This window comes from Saccharicrinis carchari (assembly GCF_900182605.1).
GTDB lineage: Bacteria > Bacteroidota > Bacteroidia > Bacteroidales > Marinilabiliaceae > Saccharicrinis > Saccharicrinis carchari.
The window spans coordinates 81,321-101,241 of record NZ_FXTB01000011.1; the positions used below are offsets into that span (position 1 = coordinate 81,321).

Here is a 19,921-nt window from a genome sequence, read left to right on the forward strand (position 1 = left end):
GAGGTCTTATTATAATAATTCTACTTTTCCTTCTGCTTCCTTCACTACTTCAGTGGCAATAGCCTTTGATACTTCGGCAAAGTGCGAAAATACCATAGACGATGTTGCACGTCCAGATGAAATAGTACGTAAAGCGGTCACATATCCGAACATTTCGGCAAGAGGCACTTTAGCTTTCACCACACGGGCACCAGCTTTAGATTCCATTCCTTCTACTTGTCCTCGACGCTTGTTAAAGTCACCGATAATATCACCCATATACTCTTCGGGCGTAACTACCTCCACTTTCATAATAGGCTCTAACAGTATAGGCTTGGCCTTAGCACAAGCCGCTTTAAACGCTTGGCGACCGGCTATCTCAAATGATAATTGGTCAGAGTCCACTGCATGGAATGATCCATCGGTAAGGTTTACCTTGAGGCTGTCTACTACAAAGCCGGCCAGTACACCGTTTACCATCGCATCCTTAATACCTTTTTCGACAGATGGGATAAATTCTTTTGGAATATTACCACCCTTAACCGAGTTGATGAATTCCAATCCTTCCTTACCATCTTCGGTAGGCCCTATGGTTACATGTATGTCGGCAAATTTACCACGACCTCCGGATTGCTTTTTAAACACCTCGCGATGCTCCACGGTTTGCGTGATGGCTTCTTTATAAGTAACCTGCGGACGCCCTTGGTTGCATTCCACTTTAAATTCCCGACGTAAACGCTCAACGAGCACTTCCAGGTGAAGTTCGCCCATACCACTAATAACGGTTTGCCCGCTATCCTCATCGGTTTGTACGCGGAAGGTTGGATCCTCTTCGGACAATTTACCTAAAGCTACACCCATTTTATCCATATCGGCTTGCGACTTTGGCTCTACTGCCACACCAATCACCGGTTCGGGGAAGTTAATAGACTCCAGTGTAATAGGATGTTTCTCGTCGCAAAGGGTATCACCTGTACGTATATCTTTAAATCCCACGCCGGCACCAATATCACCAGCTCCGATAGACTCCTGTGGAATCTGCTTGTTGGATTTCATTTGGTATAGACGTGATATGCGCTCCTTTTTACCTGTACGCGGATTTTTAACATACGACCCGGCGTCAATTTTTCCGGAATATACGCGAATAAATGCCAATCGACCTACGAAAGGATCGGTAGCAATTTTAAAGGCCAAGGCCGATAATGGTGCGTTAACACTATTTTCGCGTGACTCTTCTTCATCGGTTTCGGGGTTGGTACCTTTAACCGGTGGTATATCCAAGGGAGACGGTAAAAATGTTACCGCTGCATCCAATAAACTTTGAACACCTTTATTTTTAAAAGCCGAACCACAAAGCATAGGCGTAATGGTTCTGTCGATAGTAGCTGTACGGATCGCCTCCATCATTTCATCTTCCGTAATGGAGTCTGGGTCCTCGAAGTAGCGTTCCATCAATTCCTCGTTGGTTTCGGCTACTGCTTCCACTAACTTGTCTCTCCATTCTTTGGCCTCTTCTTTCAAGGATTCTGGAATTTCCCTGGTCTCGAAACGAGATCCCAATTGAGCATCCTCAAACCAAACAATGGCTTTATTTTGAATAAGGTCAACCACCCCTTCAAAGTTTTCTTCGGAACCTATTGGGATTTCGATAGGAATTGCATTTGCACCCAGCATTTCTTTTATTTGGCGAACTACCTCGTAAAAATTAGCACCGGAACGGTCCATTTTATTTACAAAACCAATGCGAGGCACACCATATTTATCTGCCTGTCTCCATACTGTTTCCGATTGTGGTTCAACACCACCCACTGCACAGAATACGGCAATAGCACCATCCAACACCCTTAATGAGCGCTCTACCTCCACGGTAAAGTCAACGTGACCGGGGGTATCGATAACATTAATTTTATAGGTCTTGTCGTTATAATTCCAGTTTGCTGTAACTGCCGCCGAGGTAATGGTAATACCCCTTTCCTGCTCTTGCTCCATCCAGTCCATAGTTGCTGAACCGTCGTGCGTTTCGCCAAGTTTATGCGTAATACCAGTATAAAACAGAATACGTTCTGTGGTAGTGGTTTTACCGGCATCGATGTGCGCCATGATTCCGATATTCCTGGTATATTTTAGATCTTTATTTGCCATTTTTTTTCTTTAATATAGATGGTTAGAATCTAAAGTGAGCAAATGCCCGGTTAGCGTCTGCCATCCTATGCATGTCTTCTTTTTTCTTGAAGGCACCCCCTTCGTTGTTATAAGACGCAACAATTTCTGCGGATAGTTTTTCTGCCATTGATTTACCGCTTCTTTTACGTGCATAAAGAATCAGGTTCTTCATAGCCACAGATACTTTACGTGATGGGCGGATTTCCATAGGAACCTGGAAAGTAGCTCCACCCACTCTGCGACTTTTTACCTCAACGGCAGGAGTGATGTTCTCTAAACCTTTTTTCCACATCTCTAAAGCAGTTTTACCCTCTTTTTCGGCTTTGTCGGCCATGCGGTCCAGCGCATCGTAAAAAATACCGTAGGCAGTTGATTTTTTACCGTCGCTCATCAGGTTGTTGATGAATTGTGTTACCAAAGTATCGTTAAACTTTGGATCGGGAAGCAATATTCGCTTCTTTGGTTTACCTTTTCTCATTCTTTCTTGTTTATCAGTTTTTTATTGGTTGTCAATGTTTCTGTGTCTTCAACGGCAAGGGTATGCCATTTACTCAACCTTCTGTTTTAACTTACCAATAAACAAAACTATTCGTTAAACATTTAAATTACTTCTTAGCTGCTTTCGGACGCTTGGTTCCATACTTAGAACGGCGCTGTGTACGACCTTCTACACCTGAAGCATCTAATGCTCCACGCACTAAGTGATAACGTACACCGGGAAGATCCTTTACCCTACCTCCACGTACCAATACGATAGAGTGCTCCTGTAAATTGTGGCCTTCGCCCGGAATGTAAGCATTCACTTCTTTTCCGTTCGTCAATCGAACCCTGGCTACCTTACGCATTGCCGAATTCGGCTTTTTTGGTGTGGTAGTGTACACCCTCACACAAACACCTCTCCGCTGAGGACAAGAGTCTAGTGCTCTAGACTTACTTTTTTCAACCAATTGGGTGCGTCCTTTACGAACTAACTGTTGAATTGTTGGCATATTACTATAATTGTTTAAAATAAAATTTCGCTAATCTGCTTGCTAAACTTACTTTTTTTGACATAAAACACCTTGATTTACAAGGCCTTTTCGCGTATTTAGCCAAAAAAAGCGATGCAAAAGTAGTAATTTCAAATCAAAAAGAACAATTTACTACACTATTTTTTTCTTTTCTTTTTCACTCTTGTTTCTAAAACACAATTTGTTAGTGGAGAAATGAGTGGTAATTGGCAGGAAGGAGTGAGCGTGGAGCGTGGGACATGGAGCTTGGAGCTTGGAGCGCTGGGTGTGGAGGGCGGGGAGTAATCTTACCCATAGTTTTTTAGTTGAATAAGGCCCTAATCATCTATTTGCTCTGTAAAGTATAAATTCCCATTTTTTTCCAGGGTTAAGTTGTATTTTTAAGGCATGAAAATTTTAATTATTGAAGACGAAAAAGATTTACGCGATACGCTTGTAGCCTCACTGGCTAAAGAAAAGTATCTGTTGGAAACCGCATCTGACCTTGACTCGGCTTTTGAAAAAATAGCTATTTACGATTACGATTGCATCCTGCTGGATATTACGTTGCCTGACGGTAGCGGATTGGACATTTTAAGCAAGCTGAAAACATTGGGCAAAAGCGATAACGTAATTATATTATCTGCTAAAAACTCATTAGACGACAAAGTGAAGGGTTTGGCATTGGGAGCAGATGACTACATAACAAAACCTTTTCATGTAGCAGAATTAAACGCCCGAATAAAAGCTGTTTTCCGCCGTAAAAATCTTGATGGCAAAAATACAGTTGAAATGGGCAATGTCAGACTGAATTTGGAAGAAAGATCCCTTACCATTGATAACGATGCAGTTCACCTTAACCGCAAGGAGTTTGATATTTTAAACTACTTTTTGCTCAATAAAAACCGCATGATAAGTAAAACAGCACTAGCCGAACGGGTATGGGGCGACCATATAGACCAGGCCGATAATTTTGATTTTATCTATTATCAGATAAAAAACCTGCGTAAAAAACTGCAACAAGCAGAGGCTACTGTGGATATAAAGTCCATCTACGGTGTCGGTTATAAGTTATCAGAAAAATAACCCCCCATCGCCTCCAGTGCAATAGTGCTTGACCGAAAAATAAATCAGATTGCCAAGCAGGCTAACTACAAATATTTATCGGCGGTGAAGTCAGACAATATTCTAAAACTCTTATATGAAACTCCTCAACATCTCCCTACTTTATCTTTCGTTTGCCTTTTTTGTGATTATTGGAATTTGGTCACTCATATTTTATTATAATTTAAAAGATGAGATAAGAGACAGCATCGACGATGGATTGGACAACAATCGAATATTAATTATCCAAAAAGTTCATACCGATTCTACCCTGCTCCTTCAAAAGGAGTTTGGTGGTAATAACTTCAAAATTTATCCTACCAGCAAACAAACAGCCCTGCAAGTAAAGGACACTTATAAAGATACTTTGATGTACCGACTTAACGAAAATGATTTGGAGCCAGTACGAATTCTGCATACCGCCTTCGAGTATGAAAACAAATACTATGGCTTACATATTATTTCCTCCTTGGTTGAGGAAGATGATTTAATTGAAGATTCCTTTTGGAGTGTTGTTTGGTTGTTCGTAATTTTAGTGGGTAGCATTATTGTTATTAACAATGTTGTTCTGCGTAAAGTGTGGCATCCTTTTTACGATATTTTAAGCTATTTGAAGACATACCGCTTAGATGCACAAGCAAGCCCCATAAATATATCCACTAACACCAAAGAATTTATCGAATTACAAAAGGCCTCCAATGCGTTGATTCGTCATGCCACGGAAGCCTATACGTCACAAAAGCAATTTACCGAGAACGCTTCGCACGAGCTGCAAACACCACTGGCGATTATCATTAACAAATTAGAGCTATTATTAGAGTCTGAAGACTTAAAACATGCCGATGCCCAAGCCATTGCCAGTATCATTAAAATAGCTGATAGGTTAACGCAACTGAATAAGTCCTTATTGCTACTGGCAAAAATTGAAAACAAACAGTTTACCAACACAAAAGCGATTATTATAAATGAGCTGGGTCATCAGTATAAATCTAATTTTGAAGAATTTACTTATTACAAAGAAATTGACATAAACATTGAGGAAGTGGAACTGCTAAAGGTTAATATGGACCCAACGTTGGCCGAAATACTCATTTTAAACCTTACTAAAAATGCTGTTTTCCATAACGTAAAAGGTGGACAGATTAAAATGTATTTTACCAGGCAAGAATTCCGTATTTGCAACACCTCCAATGGCATCCCACTTTATGCCGAAAAGATATTCAAACGTTTTACAAAAGAAGCAAAAAAAACCGACAGTACAGGTATAGGATTGGCTTTGTGCAAAGCCATATGCGATTTTTACGATATGCACTTAAGTTATGAATTTAGCCAAAACGAACACTGCTTCAGTGTTAACTTTAAAAAAATAATGGAGCCACAATAAATTCCAAATTCTTTCCAGAATCTTACTCTATATTTGTTGTATAAAATTAAAAGCAATAGATTATGAAGTCGATTAAATTATTAGCCATAGCTTTTCTGTTCGCAGGCATTGCAGCGGCTCAAGACGTACATCAAAACCAAGTGCCTTCGGTAGTAGTAAACAGCTTTAAAAAAGAGTTTCCAAAAGCGAGCGATGTAGAATGGGATCGCCAGGGCGACCAATACAATGTTGAATTTGAAATCGGTTTTTTCGATGACTACGAGGCCTGGTTCAGCGCCACAGGCAAACTGATAAGATATACCCAAGATATATCGAGCAGTAAATTACCCAAAGCGGTAAAAGAGGCCATTAAAAACCAATACAAAGGCTACCGTATCGATGATGCAGAAAAAATTACCGAAAACAAGGCAGTAAGCTACAGCGTGGAAATTGAAAAAGGAAACGACGAGCTTGAGCTTGTTTTTTCGGCCGATGGAAAATTAATTAAACCTTAAACAATAGTACAATGAAAGCAATAACAATTATTTTAAGCCTGATATTTATAACCCTGGTTTCCTGTGATAAGGACGCGAACGATCCTAACGAAGTAGTTTTAACAAGGGCTGAAATACCCGCCGACATAAAAACCTACCTTAGCACCCATTTTGCTTCCATCAGCGTAAATAAAGCGGTAAAAGAAACAGAAAATGGCGTGGTAAGCTATGAAATTTATTTAAACGGAAATATTGAACTGGAGTTCGACAGCAATTTTAACGTGACCGATATCGCTGCAAAGACACAACTACCTAACGCTGTTATCCCACCCGCTATATTAAGCTACGTTGAAAAAAACTATCCAAGCCAGTTTATTACCAAGTGGGAATTGGAGCTCGCTCATCAGCAGATTGAACTGAACAACGGTGTTGAACTGGAATTTACCATGAACGGCGACTTTTTACGGGTTGACACAGATTGATAGGGTAAAATACTTTTATTATCCTCTGCCTCAAGCAACAAGCGCCTCTGATAATGCTAAGGGACAAACAGCACCTACCTAACAAAGGCATTGACGTAAGTTAGCCCTCAATACACTCAAGTAACTAATTCCCCCACTGCTTTGAACGATTATTTATTTCTGGCGGTAGGGGATTATTTATGGGTGATGATGACGCTTTTGTACCGAAATGGAGAATTCACCTCGCTGTTTAACAGCATCCATAAGCAACAGGCTCACTTACACCACGCTTATCCGAAGATAACATAAGGAGATAGTATTAATTTTATAAGGGTTTTACACACTGCAATGCATTTTTAAATCCTTATCAGAACCAGCCTAAGGAACTGGATCGTGCCCATGACCGCCCCATGGGTTACAGCTCAGAATACGCCTTATGGCCAAATAACTGCCTTTTATTGGGCCATATTTTTTGAGGGCCTGTATACTATAGGTGGAACAGGTAGGTGTATACCGACACGATGCGCCTAACATGGGTGAAAGCGTATATTGATATATTTTTATCGGTAGAATTAAAATAAATACAACAACTGCTTTTAACCACTCGAATAGCTTAATCAACAGATTCATCACCATCACTTTTTTGCTCCAATTGTTGACTCAATTTACGCAAAGATTTTATCATACCATTACATATTTTTTGGTACGGTAATTTTTCATTGGAAATATAAATCATAGCAAACGCAACTTGCTGACTGCTTTGGCGCTGTGTTTCTATAAATTGCATTCTATTCAGACGATATGCCTCGCTACACCTCCGTTTAATCAAATTACGATGGACTGCCCGTTTAAATCTTTTTTTAGATACACTAAACAATACCTGAGCTGGTACATCGTGGGGCAATTGGGTGGTCAAATAAATAACCCGGAACGGATAACTCACAAAAGCAGCCCCCTTAGTAAACAACGTTTCGATGAGTGTATGGCTGCACAATTTTTCATTTTTGGGGAATGTAAATGATTCTTGGGGCATTGCGCATTTTGTTAATAGGCGAAAAAAAGGGCATTTTGCAATGCCCTTTTCTTAAATATTATTATCCGCTAACTTACTTTTTAGCCTTGTTATGTTTTTTAATAAAAAGTTCCAATGCCATGGTCATAGATGGTGCCTGGGGCATAGGAGCTTGAATGTCGAGTCGATAGCCGGCTTCGGTAACCGCTTTGGCTGTTGCGGGCCCAAAGGACGCAATTTTGGTTTCTTTTTGATCCCAGTTAGGGAAATTTTGTAACAAACTGGCTATGCCCGAAGGGCTAAAAAACACCAAAATATCGTAATCGATATTCTTTATGTCACTCAAATCGCTGCTTACCGTTCTGTACAAGATGGCCTTTGAGTACTTTATCTTATTTTTTTCGAGCAAATCAGGAATTTCCTGTTTGTGAATGTCGGAAAGCGGTACCAGGTAATTCTCGTCTTTATGCTTTTTTACTACCTCTATTAAATCAGTAAATTTCCCTGTTGAATGAAAAATTTTTCTTTTTCGATAGACAATGTATTTTTGTAAATAATACGCCGTGGCTTCCGAAATACAAAAATACTTCATGGAGTCCGGTACTACTATCCTTAATTCTTCGGCAACCCTAAAATAATTGTCAATGGCCGTACGGCTGGTAAAAATTACTGCAGTATGGTCGAGCAAATTAACTTTTTGTGTACGAAATTCTTTTGTGGGTACACTCTCTACCTGAATAAACGGACGGAAGTCAATTTTTACATTACTTTTTTCTGCCAATTCAAAATAAGGAGACTTTTCTGTTGCGGGCTTTGGCTGAGAAACCAATATTCGTTTTATTTTCAAGATTCTGGTTATTAGTTTACTAAATTCCTAATGCATATTCACAATAATGCTATATGCAATCACAAAAGGTATTATTTCTAGCGCACAAAGATACAAAAACAAGTAAAACAATGACGATACATTTTTTAAAATTATTGAAAATCCACGAAGCAACTGCGTTATGTAAAGTAAGGCGAGCGTGGCTATACCTATATTAAATAGCATAGTCTGTGCACTTTCCCCAACATATGGGACGAATAATATGAGTGGTAAAACGGCCAGGCCAAAAATTTTATTGGTAAGGCTGCTGTAAAACATATATTCTTTGGTCTGTTCCTGTTGCTCAAACACAAAACCTACAAAACCATATAATATTCTTTTAATAAAGAGGAATAAGAATAGCAAAAGCATAAAAACCGGAATCAACAACATACCGTTGCCCCAGGCGAAGGAAAGCTTATTAAAATGGATGTATTCGTAAATAAACAGGGCAGAATTAAACAAAAACAAAGTGCTTAGCGAAAAACTGGCATTGCGAATCCGCAAGCTATCCGTTTTTAACATATTGCGAGCCCTCTGCAAAGAAAATACCGATAAAAATAATTCTTGCAAATATTTAAAATTGGTCAGACGAACAAAACCTGCTATAGCCACAGAAAGTATTAATAACCCCGTTAATACATCTTTCGAGTATTCTGTACTTTCAATGGATAGGCCATCGTGCTTTAAAGAGTCTGCTTGACGAGTGGTGCTAATTGACTTGGATTCTATTGTTGCAGATGAATCGCTGGTAAAACCCATCGTATCTTTTTGCAGAACGTGATAAGCCGTATCTTTTGTTAACCCACTTGCATTAGTCGCTGTGGTATCGCTCACCGGTTTATCTAAGCCCATGCCGACAATCTGCTCAGCAGGCACAATAACACTACTGTCCTGCTGCTCCCCGGCAACTGAATGCTGCGATAAATAATCCCGCACCAAGGTATTATTAAGTATTCCCGGCTGCTGCGAATCACTTTTTTTAAGGTTGAATTGCAAGGAGTCCTCCGCCGAGGGTACAAAAACTTTTTTAACAACTTTAACCGGCGTTTCTGGTTTTTTAAAACGCTCCGGAATATCAGGTATGGTTAAAACGGGCTTAGGCGCTTCCACCTCAAGCCTTTTTACTGTTGGTACCTTGATAGAAATACTCTGCGGGATTGTCTTTACCGAGTCTTGCCTTAGTATCAGCTGCTTTGTTAGTACGCTCAAGCCTGTTCGATCCATTGCATCACTTTTGTGCAAAAATAATAATTAGTTTGGTTTAAGCCACATTCGCTTACAATACAGCCATATTTAATGGGTTGTTGCACCAAACCTGGCACTCTTCGATGGTACGGATAACATCTTTATGATTGTCAACTGCAATCCAGAGTTGGCCATGCTGAGGACGCATAAACCGTTCGTCTATCATTTTATTGAGCATTTGTATCAAAGGATCGAAAAAGCCCTTGGTGTTTAGCAAAATAACAGGTTTATGGAATAAACCCAGCTTTTTGTTTGAAAGCACTTCAAACAATTCCTCAAGTGTACCTATACTTCCGGGCAGTGCAATAACAGCATCCACATCCTTAACCAACAGCGCCTTACGCTGAGCCATAGTTTCCACATGAACCATATCACTGACGCCCTTATGCGCCCACTCCACCTCTACCATAAAACGGGGCATTATACCTCTTACTTCCCCACCATGAGCCAACATACTATCGGCAATGGCACCCATTAAACCTACAGCTCCTCCGCCATAATTAATGGCCCAACCTTTACCGGCCAGCTCTTTACCCAATTTTGCTGCCGCGTTTCTATATACTTTTTCGGTTTTTGTACTGGATGCACAAAATATACAAGCTCTTTTCATGCTAATAAAATAATCAATAAACGGTTATCGAATACATTGTTTGATAAAAATTACCACTATTGTCCGGTGAAATATTTGCATCTTAATTAGTGCTCAAGTCGCACAGGCTCCCGCTAAGGCGGGACAGGTTCTTCCTTTTTGGCTATACGGAAATTTTTGATGCAAATAAAATTTAAAAGGTATCAAAGAACCATCGTTTCTCTGAGGTGGAAGTAAGCCCCACACTAATTAAAAATCTCTCAACATCCTGAAAATACCAGGATAGAAAGCTAAATGAAAAAGGTTTGCCGGACACCAATGAAAAATTACATACTGTCGCCAATACACCAGGCGGCTGCACCAAACAAAACCACATCTTTTAAAATTGTTTGTCCTATTTTTGACAGTTCGGGAAATCCATACCCTGTTTGCCAAACAACATGACTTGTAAAAAGCAAGGAGATACTGAACAGTAACATGATGGCTGCTGCCAAGCCACCCCAAAAAGATAGCGATCGGGAAATAGGCTTGAGCATAATGAGCAGACCAATAACTATTTGCACATAAGCAATAATCTGATTAAGCGCATAGGGCGTTAAATATTGAAGCACCCACGATAAGTATCCACCCGAAATAAGTTGATGCGTATAGTCGGCTTCGGAGTTTTTAAACTTTAAAAAACCCAACCAAATAATAACCAGGCCTAAACCGTAACGCAAAATAAATATCCCAATTGTTTTAAACAGCTTACTAATGAAGTTTTTCATATATTTAAATTGATTTCATTTACCATTAACTTGTCCCGACATAGCGGGATAGCCTGCCCCGATTTTTCATCGTGGAACTCGACTGTATAATCATTCCCCTCCCCCTGGAACAGGTCATGTAATGTGAAAAAATATTTTCACAGCCTCCGCCGACCCTTCGGGGGCTCTTATCATCACAATATTTTATCTCAATAATAATGTTTTCAGTGGATGTTTCGTATATCCCTTCCAAATGGTGTTAATGCTACGGATGCCATTTTAAAATGTTGCATCCCAAAGGGAATTCCAATAATGGTGAGGCACAATACCAGGCCCCAAAACAAATGTGATAGAGCAATCCATATACCCGCCACCACAATCCAAAGTACGTTCATCAGGGTATATAAACAACCCGACGCACGATAACCCGGCACGGCCTCTCTGCCAAAAGGCCAAAGCGCCAGACTGGCTAATTTTAGCGTCTGCACGCCAAAGGGTATCCCTACAATGGTAATCATTAACAATATGCTGGCCACAAAATATTCAAGCGCAATCATAAAGCCACCGAATATAAGCCAAATCAAGTTTCCGAAAAAATTCATTTTTTTGTTTTAAATATACGCTTATTTAATTATTACAATTGAAAAAACACTGCAAAAATAGGCTATACACTTGTTATTCCCCTTTCGCTATTAAGTCTGCACAAAGGCGGATACCCTATCTATCCGGTAGATGGAGACCCGAAAAATAATAAGCAGATCACTATCACCAAGCCAATAAATAGTGCAAGCAAGCTACAGCTAAGGCCGTTCATTTTGTACAACGCTTATCACCTCCACAGGTTTTTCTATTTTCTTATAGTGGGCCAATCCTAACTTTGTTTCAACGGCATATAAATAAGCTAATTATCCCCGACACCGCTAGTAGTTATGTTTCCGTAAATAGCCTGGTACAAATTTACACATCTACTTTCTGCAAGCACTGGCATAAATTTGTTTACCCGCGCATGCACTATTTTGTGCATTTCCCTTATATTAGTAGCAATAAAGCAATTTATAAAAAGCTATGCCACAACAATGAGTCTGAAGTTTACAATTCGCAAAGCAAAAAAAACATATCTTCTTGTTTTTTCCGGCTTTATCGCTCTTTTGTTTTGGTTATCCATATCCCTTCCTTTATTCAACATACCCTACTCCACAGTCCTTTACGACAATAATGGGGAACTGCTTAGCGCACATATTGCCAGCGACGGACAGTGGCGTTTCCCGCAGGGCGATTCTGTTCCGGCCAAATTTGCCAGTAGTCTGCTTATTTTTGAGGATGCTTATTTTTACCGTCATCCGGGTGTCAATCCGCTTGCTATTGGCAGGGCATTGTGGCAAAACATAGCACAAGGCAAGGTGGTAAGTGGGGGCAGCACCCTAACCATGCAGGTGATTCGCCTGGCCACCCAGAAGCGACGTACGGTATGGAACAAAGCCAAGGAGAGCGTGCAGGCCTTACGTCTGGAGATAAGTTCCTCTAAAAAGGAAATACTGATGCTGTATGCCACCCATGCACCATTTGGCGGCAACGTAGTGGGACTGGAAGCGGCATCGTGGCGGTATTTTCAGCGTGCACCACATCAGCTCTCCTGGGCCGAGAGTGCCATGCTGGCCGTATTGCCCAATGCACCCGGTTTGATTCATACCGGAAAAAACCGCGAACTTCTGCTTCAGAAGCGAAACCGACTGCTAAAAAAATTGTTTGATCAAAACAAGATAGATTCGCTCACCTATGCCTTGGCCCTGGACGAAGCGATACCCCCACATCCCTACCCCCTGCCACAACCGGCACCTCACCTGTTGGATTATTGCCGTAAAAAACAAGAGGGAAAAATATATCATCTCACCCTGGATAAGGCATTACAAAAAAAGCTTAATCGAACCATTGAATTACACCACCATCAGTTGCGTTTAAACGAAATACATAATGCTGCAGCCATTGTTTTAGATGTAAAAAGTGGCAAAGTGCTGGCTTACTGCGGAAACACACAGCCTATCAAAAAGCAATGGCACCAAAACCATGTAGATATTATCCAGGCTCCAAGGAGCACGGGCAGCATTTTAAAACCCTTTTTGTATGCCGCTTGTTTATGCGATGGTTTGTTATTGCCTACTTCATTAGTGGCAGACATACCTACATATTACAAAAACTTTGCGCCAAAAAATTATAACCGCTCCTATTCGGGAGCCGTCCCTGCCCATGAAGCTTTAAGTCGCTCGCTGAACGTGCCCTCAGTAAAAATGCTGGAAGAATACGATATTGGTCGCTTTTGTGCAGTGCTGCATAAAGCAGGACTTACAACCGTTAAAAACAAGCCCGACTATTACGGCCTATCGCTTATTTTAGGTGGTGCCGAGGCTACCTTGTTTGAGCTTTCGGGTGCCTATGCATCTATGGCACGCACATTAAGTAACTACCGTAAAAACAACAGCCAATATTACACAAATGAATTTCGGCAACCCATATTATTTAAAGATGAACATTTAACAAGAGGTAAGCTGTCTGATTTTTTTCCGGTGTTTGGTGCGGCTGCCATCTATCATACTTTTGAGGCCATGACTAATGTAAACCGTCCGGATGAGGAAACCGGATGGAAAATGTTTGCTTCGAGCCGTAAAATAGCATGGAAAACCGGAACCAGCTTTGGCTATCGCGATGCCTGGGCCGTGGGCGTAAGTCCCGGATATGTGGTGGGGGTGTGGGTGGGCAATGCCACCGGCGAAGGCAGGCCCGGCATCGTGGGAGGCAGCACGGCCGGCCCAATCATGTTCGATATATTCAGGCACCTGCCCCGTACCTCCTGGTTTGCACCTCCATACGACGACATGCTAAAAGCAGCCATCTGCCATACATCGGGCTTTAAGGCCGGACTCAATTGTCCTATAGATTCGATGTACATTCCGGTTCAAGGCCAAAAGTCGGATATATGCCCCTATCATCCATTAATTCATTTAGACGAAACAGGATTATTCAGGGTTCATTCCGACTGTTACCCCACCTCTAAAATGCAACATAACGGATGGTTTGTTTTACCGCCGGCAATGGAGTGGTATTACCGCAAAAACCATCCGCTGTATAAAACATTACCCCCCATGCACAAAAATTGCCACCCGGCTCAGGCACAGGTAATGGAATTTATTTATCCGCAGAACAGCAACCATCTTTTTCTTCCTGTAGGTATCGATGGAAAAACGCAAGCAGTGGTTTTAAAAGTAGCCCACCGAAATTCTTCGTCCACTATTTTTTGGCATTTAGATGGCGATTTTTTAGGCGAAACAAGTTTTGTACATCAAATGGCCATAAAACCCTCCATAGGTAAACACCAAATAACGCTGATAGACGAAGACGGGAATATATTACAAAAAAATATGCTGTGCGTGGGAAGAGGTGATGCGTAGAAGCAGAAATAATTATTGAATAACTTGGGATACAAAACAACACAATTAGGTAAATTAAAAAAATGAAACGGATACTTATTACCGGTGCCACAGGAAACATAGGAACAGAAGTAATTCATCATCTGCATACAATCGACAACGACACGGAAATAATTGCCGCAGCACGGAACATGAAGGGTGTAAAAAAAACCTTCTCAAACTACCCTAACCTGTCGTACGCATGGTTTAATTTCGAAGATGAGAAATCATTTAGGCTTGCATTTAAAAATATTGACCTAATTTTCCTACTCCGTCCGCCACACATTTCACAGGTGGAGCAGTATTTCAGACCTCTTTTACAAGCGGCAAAGGAAAACGGAATTACAAAAGTGATATTTCTATCCGTACAAGGAGTGGAGACCAGTAAAATGATTCCTCACCATAAAGTAGAGGCTCTGATAAAACAAATGGGCTTTAGCTACATTTTTGTTCGTCCAAGCTATTTTATGCAGAACCTGACGACTACCTTGCTTCCTGAAATACTTTTTAATAATACAATTACACTCCCGGCGGGTAAGGCAAAATTTAATTGGATAGACGTTAAAAATATAGGAGAAGCCACAGCCATATTAATACACTCGTTTGACAATTATAAAAACAGAGCCTACGAAATAACCGGAACAGAAAATAAAAGTTTTATAGAAGTGACTGACTTAATGAGCGAAATTACAGGAACTAAGTTTCACTTTAAAAGTATTAACCCCGTTCGCTTTTACTTTAAGAAAAAAAAGGAAGGGCTACCCAAAGGATTTGCACTGGTGATGACATTACTTCATTTTTTACCGCAACTGCAAAAAGAACCTAAAATATCGGATGATTACAGCAATCTTACCGGAAGAAAAACCACCACACTTAAAGAATTTATTATACGAGAAAAAGATAAGTGTTTAAAGGGCAACTAAAGCCACTTCATTCTCCTTAACCACCAATTCCGTCTCCTCGCCAAAAATTAAGGGATAATTGGTTTCGACGTGTCCTGCAGGAAAATTAAAAGCTACGGGATAGTTATAATCTTTCACATTCTTATAAATAATTTCCTCAATGCTTTCGCCAAATGGTGTCTCATTGTCTTTCATATCGGTAAATTGACCCACCACCAAGCCCGATAGTTTTTGGAGCACCCCGCCTAACTTCAAATTCAACATCATCCTATCCAGGTGATACAGGTATTCATCTACATCCTCAATAAACAAAATTTTACCGCGTGGATCAAAATCATATCTGGTCCCTCGCAGCGCCATCAATAACGAAAGGTTACCGCCCACCAAGCTACCTTTTGTTGTACCCAAACGATTGGCCGGGTGCGTATTAATCATATATTGAGGCGACTCACCTTGTAAAAAAGAAAATAAAATTTCTATGTCGGCTCCTGTCTCGGTATAATTTAAAAAACTTTTGCACATAGGGCCATGGATAGTAGCGAGCCCTTGTTTTAGAAATGCCGCGTGCAAAACCGTAATATCACTAAAGCCGATAAGCCATTTAGGATGAGCCAATATACCCGTAAAATCCAATTCGTCGACAAAGCGAATAGCGCCATAGCCTCCACGGGTGCACAAAATGGCTTTTACCTCATCATCATCCATCATCTGCTGAAAGTCGCTCCTACGGTTGTAATCCGTAGATGAAAAATTATAATGATGACGACTCAGAGAACTGCCCAATTTTACGCGATAGCCCATCTGCGCTATCCTGTGGCCGGCCTGCGCTATAATGGCACTATCTATCCTACCGGCCGGAGCTACTATAGCTATTGTATCGCCCTTTTGTAACGAAGGGGGGTGTATCATGTATTTATTTTTAGCGATGTGCACTTTGCTCAATTATATCTGTGCTACAATAAGCACAAAAAAAACCAAAATGTTTGTAAAAACCTTATCTTTGCGCCATTCAAAAAAATAATGATAATATATTTCTACGATACATTTAATCGCTTTAAAAAATGAACGACTTTAAACGAACACTAATTACTACTGCCTTACCTTATGCAAACGGACCTATACATATCGGCCACCTGGCCGGGGTTTATGTCCCTGCCGATATCTACGCCCGCTACCTGCGCATGAAAGGCGAGGATGTTTTGCTTATTGGCGGTAGCGACGAGCACGGTGTTCCTATTACCCTTAAAGCGAAAAATGAAGGCCTAAAGCCTCAGGATATCGTGGACAGATACCACGACATTATCAAAAAATCATTCGAAGATTTTGGTGTCAGCTTTGATGTTTATTCCAGAACTACTTCAGAAACACATTATAAAACCGCTTCAGATTTTTTTAAAACCATATACGATAAAGGTGGGTTTGTAGAAAACGAATCGGATCAGTTTTATGACCCCGAAGCCAAACAGTTTTTGGCCGACAGATACATCACAGGCTCTTGTCCGCATTGTGGAAACGACGGCGCTTATGGCGACCAATGCGAAAGTTGTGGCAGCTCGCTCAACGCAAACGACCTGAAAAATCCTGTTTCCGTGATTACAGGAAGTGTTCCCATACTTAAAAGAACCAAACACTGGTATTTACCTTTAGATAAGCATGAACCCTTCCTTAAAAAATGGATTTTGGAGGAACATAAGGAGTGGAAATCCAATGTTTATGGGCAATGCAAATCGTGGTTAGATCAAGGCTTGCAAGAACGAGCGGTAAGTCGCGACCTGGATTGGGGCGTTCCCGTACCTGTTGACGGAGCCGATGGTAAAGTGCTGTATGTGTGGTTCGATGCACCGATAGGCTATATCTCGGCTACCAAAGAGTTAACGCCCGACTGGGAAAAATACTGGAAAGATCCGGAAACCCGATTGCTTCATTTTATTGGTAAAGACAATATCGTATTCCATTGCATCATGTTCCCGGCCATGCTAAAAGCCGAAGGCTCGTTTAATTTACCCGACAATGTGCCGGCCAATGAATTTTTGAATTTAGAGGGAGATAAAATTTCTACTTCGCGCAACTGGGCTGTTTGGCTGCACGAGTACCTCGAAGATTTTAAGGGACAAGAAGATTCGCTGAGGTATAGCCTTTGTGCCAATGCACCCGAGACCAAAGACAATGATTTTACATGGAAAGATTTTCAGGCACGCAACAACAATGAGCTGGTAGCCATTCTGGGTAACTTTGTAAACCGCACAATGGTACTTACACACAAGTACTTTAACGGCAAAGTACCCACCATGGGCAAGGTGGTGGACAGCTTTGATAAAGAATCGCTTGCACAGATAGAAGTAATAGCAAAAAAAGTACAGGCCAGTCTGGATAATTTTCGCTTTCGCGAGGCAGTTAAAGAAATGATGAATCTGGCCCGACTCGGAAACAAATATCTGGCCGACACAGAACCCTGGAAAGTTATTAAAACGGACGAAGAACGTGTTAAAACCATCCTGTTCGTATCGCTTCAAATAACTGCTAACCTATCTGTACTGATGGAACCCTTTTTGCCTTTCAGCGCCCTCAGGTTGCAGGCAATGCTCAACTTACCGGGCTCAAGCTGGGATGCATTGGGGAAGACGGATTTGATTGCCCCTGAACATGGTATAAACCAACCGGAGTTGCTGTTCTCAAAAATTGAAGATGAAACAATACAACAACAGTTAGATAAACTACAAGCAAGCAAAACAGACAATCAATCGGCTAAAAAAATGGCAGAACCAGCCAAAGAGAATATTAGCTTTGAGGATTTTAGCCAAATGGATATCCGCATTGGCACTATTAAAAGTGCCGAAAAAGTGGCCAAAACCAAAAAGCTGCTTAAACTAGAAGTGGATACCGGAATTGATACCCGTACCGTGGTTTCGGGCATTGCCGAGTTCTATAACCCGGACGATATCGTGGGCAAACAAGTGAATATTTTGGTAAACCTTGCACCACGCAAAATTAAAGGGATAGAATCGCAAGGGATGATATTAATGGCACAGGATGCAAACGGAGAACTGGTGTTTGTAGCGCCATCAAAAAAAATGAAGCCGGGATCAGAAGTACGTTAAGCTATTGATAGAAAATACCGAAGAAACCAAAAATTAACCGCATATCTTAAGAATAGCTTCTTTGCGATGAACTTTGTTGGATGGGAAGGAAAAAGGAGAGGTGGATTGAGGGCTTTGCATTGTTTAGGGACTACAAAAAATAGACTCTATTTCAGATAATATGGAGATTGTGAATATAAGATAAATTCAAAGTGCAAGAATTTAGCTTATGATATGAGATTATACATGTAGAGTAACATTCTTAATCCTGTACGGATAACCTTTACATAACCCGAGTTACCTGCCTGCCGCGGGCAGGTATCTCGGGGAGGAAGTATGCAATTGAAATTATACTCCATAGGAGTAGTCCACATGTTATTGTGATGAGCGATTCATATGGGAAACTCCGTTAGAGTTCAAATACCAATCAATAGTCTTATCAATACCTGTTTCAAAATTCTCAACAGCCTTCCAGCCCAACTCAGTTTCAATTTTGGTGGCATCAATGGCATAACGGCGATCATGACCTGCCCTATCCTTTACAAAAGTAATTTGTTCCTTATAGGAGTTACCTGATTTCAGAGGTTGTTTGGCATCCAAAATTTCACAAATGTGATGTACAATAAACAAATTATCACGCTCATTTCTTCCACCAATATTATAGGTTTCACCAGAGCGTCCCTTATGATACACTACGTCAATCCCTGTGCAATGATCCAATACATACAACCAATCGCGCACATTTTTACCATCTCCATAGATAGGTATATCTTCACCAGCCAGGGCTTTCCGTATAATGGTTGGAATTAATTTTTCACCATGCTGCTTTGGCCCATAATTATTACTACAGTTGCTGGTGGTTACATCCATGCCATAAGTATGAAAATAAGCACGTACCAAAAAATCAGAACTGGCTTTTGAGGATGAATACGGACTATTAGGGGCATAAGGGGTATCTTCCCTGAATAATCCGGTAGCCCCAAGCGTACCGTACACCTCATCCGTTGAGATATGATGAAAACGACAGCCTTTATATCCCTCCTTATAGGTAAATGGTGCATCCATCCAATACTTACGTGCTATGTCCAATAGCGTAAAGGTTCCATTCACATTTGTTTGAATAAACACCTCTGGACCACTTATGGAATTATCTACATGGCTCTCAGCCGCAAAATGAATAACGCCTCTTATATCATGCTTATCAAACAGATACTCAACAAGTTCACGGTTACAAATATCGCCTTTAACAAACTCATAGTTATTTGCCCTTGTAACTTCCTGAAGGTTATTTATATCCCCGGCATAAGTGAGTAAATCCAAGTTAATAATTTTATAATCCGGATACTTTTCAACAAAATAGGGAACAAAATTAGCTCCAATAAAACCTGCTCCACCAGTTACTAATATTGATTTCATGTGATTATATCTATTTTTAAATTGCTACACGTAACTCGTCAAATTTAATCGA

General features: G+C 40.7%; 19 protein-coding genes. 7 read left to right on the forward strand and 12 right to left on the reverse strand.

The annotated features are described in order from the left end of the window. Positions 1-9: 9 nt before the first annotated feature. The 3 genes from fusA to rpsL all read right to left on the reverse strand — a co-directional run bounded on the left by fusA (position 10) and on the right by rpsL (position 3,131). Positions 10-2,121 (reverse strand): elongation factor G, encoded by a 2,112-nt coding sequence (fusA, locus tag FN809_RS15950; protein WP_142534533.1) that lies wholly within the window; start codon positions 2,119-2,121, stop codon positions 10-12. 22 nt (positions 2,122-2,143) lie between these two features. Beyond that, positions 2,144-2,620, reverse strand: a complete 477-nt coding sequence (gene rpsG / locus FN809_RS15955; RefSeq protein WP_142534534.1) for a 30S ribosomal protein S7 — start codon at positions 2,618-2,620, stop codon at positions 2,144-2,146. A gap of 127 nt (positions 2,621-2,747) precedes the next feature. Continuing rightward, complete coding sequence (rpsL, locus tag FN809_RS15960) at positions 2,748-3,131, reverse strand: 30S ribosomal protein S12 (RefSeq protein ID WP_142534535.1); 384 nt, start codon at positions 3,129-3,131, stop codon at positions 2,748-2,750. A 408-nt stretch (positions 3,132-3,539) separates the two neighbouring features. Here rpsL and FN809_RS15965 point away from each other — a divergent pair, with 408 nt between their 5' ends. The 4 genes from FN809_RS15965 to FN809_RS15980 all read left to right on the forward strand — a co-directional run bounded on the left by FN809_RS15965 (position 3,540) and on the right by FN809_RS15980 (position 6,574). Beyond that, a complete protein-coding gene (locus FN809_RS15965) occupies positions 3,540-4,217 on the forward strand; it encodes a response regulator transcription factor (RefSeq protein ID WP_142534536.1) in 678 nt (225 codons plus the stop codon). A gap of 115 nt (positions 4,218-4,332) precedes the next feature. Continuing rightward, the gene (locus tag FN809_RS15970) at positions 4,333-5,619 is read left to right on the forward strand and encodes a sensor histidine kinase (RefSeq protein WP_142534537.1); all 1,287 of its coding nucleotides are present in this window, start codon (positions 4,333-4,335) and stop codon (positions 5,617-5,619) included. 62 nt (positions 5,620-5,681) lie between these two features. Then, positions 5,682-6,113 carry a PepSY-like domain-containing protein gene (locus FN809_RS15975; protein ID WP_142534538.1) on the forward strand — a complete coding sequence of 144 codons (432 nt, stop codon included), beginning with the start codon at positions 5,682-5,684 and terminating at the stop codon, positions 6,111-6,113. 11 nt (positions 6,114-6,124) lie between these two features. Continuing rightward, positions 6,125-6,574, forward strand: coding sequence for a PepSY-like domain-containing protein (locus FN809_RS15980; protein ID WP_142534539.1), 450 nt, complete (start codon positions 6,125-6,127; stop codon positions 6,572-6,574). 357 nt (positions 6,575-6,931) lie between these two features. On the opposite strand, the gene yidD is transcribed toward FN809_RS15980, so the two are convergent. The 7 genes from yidD to FN809_RS16015 all read right to left on the reverse strand — a co-directional run bounded on the left by yidD (position 6,932) and on the right by FN809_RS16015 (position 11,615). After that, on the reverse strand, positions 6,932-7,189 hold the full coding sequence (yidD, locus tag FN809_RS18110; RefSeq protein WP_394348171.1) for a membrane protein insertion efficiency factor YidD: 258 nt from the start codon (positions 7,187-7,189) through the stop codon (positions 6,932-6,934). Next, entirely contained in the window at positions 7,167-7,586 is a 420-nt protein-coding gene (locus FN809_RS15990; protein WP_142534541.1) for a ribonuclease P protein component, read from the reverse strand. The genes yidD and FN809_RS15990 overlap by 23 nt, the downstream gene beginning before the upstream one ends. 73 nt (positions 7,587-7,659) lie before the next feature. Then, positions 7,660-8,412: a uroporphyrinogen-III synthase gene (locus tag FN809_RS15995; RefSeq protein WP_142534542.1), complete on the reverse strand. Its 753-nt coding sequence runs from the start codon at positions 8,410-8,412 to the stop codon at positions 7,660-7,662. A 27-nt stretch (positions 8,413-8,439) separates the two neighbouring features. Next, a complete protein-coding gene (locus FN809_RS16000; RefSeq protein ID WP_142534543.1) occupies positions 8,440-9,657 on the reverse strand; it encodes a DUF4271 domain-containing protein in 1,218 nt (405 codons plus the stop codon). Positions 9,658-9,709: 52 nt separating this feature from the next. Then, positions 9,710-10,288, reverse strand: coding sequence for an LOG family protein (locus FN809_RS16005; RefSeq protein ID WP_142534544.1), 579 nt, complete (start codon positions 10,286-10,288; stop codon positions 9,710-9,712). Between the two features lie 305 nt (positions 10,289-10,593). Next, positions 10,594-11,034: a DUF417 family protein gene (locus tag FN809_RS16010; protein ID WP_142534545.1), complete on the reverse strand. Its 441-nt coding sequence runs from the start codon at positions 11,032-11,034 to the stop codon at positions 10,594-10,596. Between the two features lie 203 nt (positions 11,035-11,237). Then, positions 11,238-11,615 carry a YccF domain-containing protein gene (locus FN809_RS16015; protein WP_142534546.1) on the reverse strand — a complete coding sequence of 126 codons (378 nt, stop codon included), beginning with the start codon at positions 11,613-11,615 and terminating at the stop codon, positions 11,238-11,240. 474 nt (positions 11,616-12,089) lie between these two features. On the opposite strand from FN809_RS16015, the gene pbpC reads away from it, so the two are divergent. Both pbpC and FN809_RS16025 read left to right on the forward strand, forming a co-directional pair. Further along, positions 12,090-14,456 carry a penicillin-binding protein 1C gene (gene pbpC, locus FN809_RS16020; RefSeq protein WP_142534547.1) on the forward strand — a complete coding sequence of 789 codons (2,367 nt, stop codon included), beginning with the start codon at positions 12,090-12,092 and terminating at the stop codon, positions 14,454-14,456. A 62-nt stretch (positions 14,457-14,518) separates the two neighbouring features. Continuing rightward, complete coding sequence (locus FN809_RS16025; protein ID WP_142534548.1) at positions 14,519-15,397, forward strand: NmrA family NAD(P)-binding protein; 879 nt, start codon at positions 14,519-14,521, stop codon at positions 15,395-15,397. Here the strand turns inward: FN809_RS16025 and FN809_RS16030 are convergent. Further along, positions 15,383-16,285 carry a S66 peptidase family protein gene (locus tag FN809_RS16030; protein ID WP_142534549.1) on the reverse strand — a complete coding sequence of 301 codons (903 nt, stop codon included), beginning with the start codon at positions 16,283-16,285 and terminating at the stop codon, positions 15,383-15,385. The two genes, FN809_RS16025 and FN809_RS16030, sit on opposite strands and share 15 nt — an antisense overlap. 152 nt (positions 16,286-16,437) lie before the next feature. Here FN809_RS16030 and metG point away from each other — a divergent pair, with 152 nt between their 5' ends. Then, positions 16,438-18,474 carry a methionine--tRNA ligase gene (gene metG / locus FN809_RS16035; protein WP_142534550.1) on the forward strand — a complete coding sequence of 679 codons (2,037 nt, stop codon included), beginning with the start codon at positions 16,438-16,440 and terminating at the stop codon, positions 18,472-18,474. A 354-nt stretch (positions 18,475-18,828) separates the two neighbouring features. Here metG and rfbB read toward each other — a convergent pair whose 3' ends face one another. Continuing rightward, complete coding sequence (rfbB, locus tag FN809_RS16040) at positions 18,829-19,869, reverse strand: dTDP-glucose 4,6-dehydratase (RefSeq protein WP_142534551.1); 1,041 nt, start codon at positions 19,867-19,869, stop codon at positions 18,829-18,831. Positions 19,870-19,921: the final 52 nt, after the last annotated feature.

What these genes read in the sequence shown, in the direction of transcription:
- fusA (WP_142534533.1), bottom strand. Translation starts at nt 2,121, where the DNA reads ATGGCAAATAAAGATCTAAAATATACCAGGAATATCGGAATCATGGCG.
- rpsG (WP_142534534.1), bottom strand. Translation starts at nt 2,620, where the DNA reads ATGAGAAAAGGTAAACCAAAGAAGCGAATATTGCTTCCCGATCCAAAG.
- rpsL (WP_142534535.1), bottom strand. Translation starts at nt 3,131, where the DNA reads ATGCCAACAATTCAACAGTTAGTTCGTAAAGGACGCACCCAATTGGTT.
- FN809_RS15965 (WP_142534536.1), top strand. Translation starts at nt 3,540, where the DNA reads ATGAAAATTTTAATTATTGAAGACGAAAAAGATTTACGCGATACGCTT.
- FN809_RS15970 (WP_142534537.1), top strand. Translation starts at nt 4,333, where the DNA reads ATGAAACTCCTCAACATCTCCCTACTTTATCTTTCGTTTGCCTTTTTT.
- FN809_RS15975 (WP_142534538.1), top strand. Translation starts at nt 5,682, where the DNA reads ATGAAGTCGATTAAATTATTAGCCATAGCTTTTCTGTTCGCAGGCATT.
- FN809_RS15980 (WP_142534539.1), top strand. Translation starts at nt 6,125, where the DNA reads ATGAAAGCAATAACAATTATTTTAAGCCTGATATTTATAACCCTGGTT.
- yidD (WP_394348171.1), bottom strand. Translation starts at nt 7,189, where the DNA reads ATGGTGATGAATCTGTTGATTAAGCTATTCGAGTGGTTAAAAGCAGTT.
- FN809_RS15990 (WP_142534541.1), bottom strand. Translation starts at nt 7,586, where the DNA reads ATGCCCCAAGAATCATTTACATTCCCCAAAAATGAAAAATTGTGCAGC.
- FN809_RS16000 (WP_142534543.1), bottom strand. Translation starts at nt 9,657, where the DNA reads ATGGATCGAACAGGCTTGAGCGTACTAACAAAGCAGCTGATACTAAGG.
- FN809_RS16005 (WP_142534544.1), bottom strand. Translation starts at nt 10,288, where the DNA reads ATGAAAAGAGCTTGTATATTTTGTGCATCCAGTACAAAAACCGAAAAA.
- FN809_RS16010 (WP_142534545.1), bottom strand. Translation starts at nt 11,034, where the DNA reads ATGAAAAACTTCATTAGTAAGCTGTTTAAAACAATTGGGATATTTATT.
- FN809_RS16015 (WP_142534546.1), bottom strand. Translation starts at nt 11,615, where the DNA reads ATGAATTTTTTCGGAAACTTGATTTGGCTTATATTCGGTGGCTTTATG.
- pbpC (WP_142534547.1), top strand. Translation starts at nt 12,090, where the DNA reads ATGAGTCTGAAGTTTACAATTCGCAAAGCAAAAAAAACATATCTTCTT.
- FN809_RS16025 (WP_142534548.1), top strand. Translation starts at nt 14,519, where the DNA reads ATGAAACGGATACTTATTACCGGTGCCACAGGAAACATAGGAACAGAA.
- FN809_RS16030 (WP_142534549.1), bottom strand. Translation starts at nt 16,285, where the DNA reads ATGATACACCCCCCTTCGTTACAAAAGGGCGATACAATAGCTATAGTA.
- metG (WP_142534550.1), top strand. Translation starts at nt 16,438, where the DNA reads ATGAACGACTTTAAACGAACACTAATTACTACTGCCTTACCTTATGCA.
- rfbB (WP_142534551.1), bottom strand. Translation starts at nt 19,869, where the DNA reads ATGAAATCAATATTAGTAACTGGTGGAGCAGGTTTTATTGGAGCTAAT.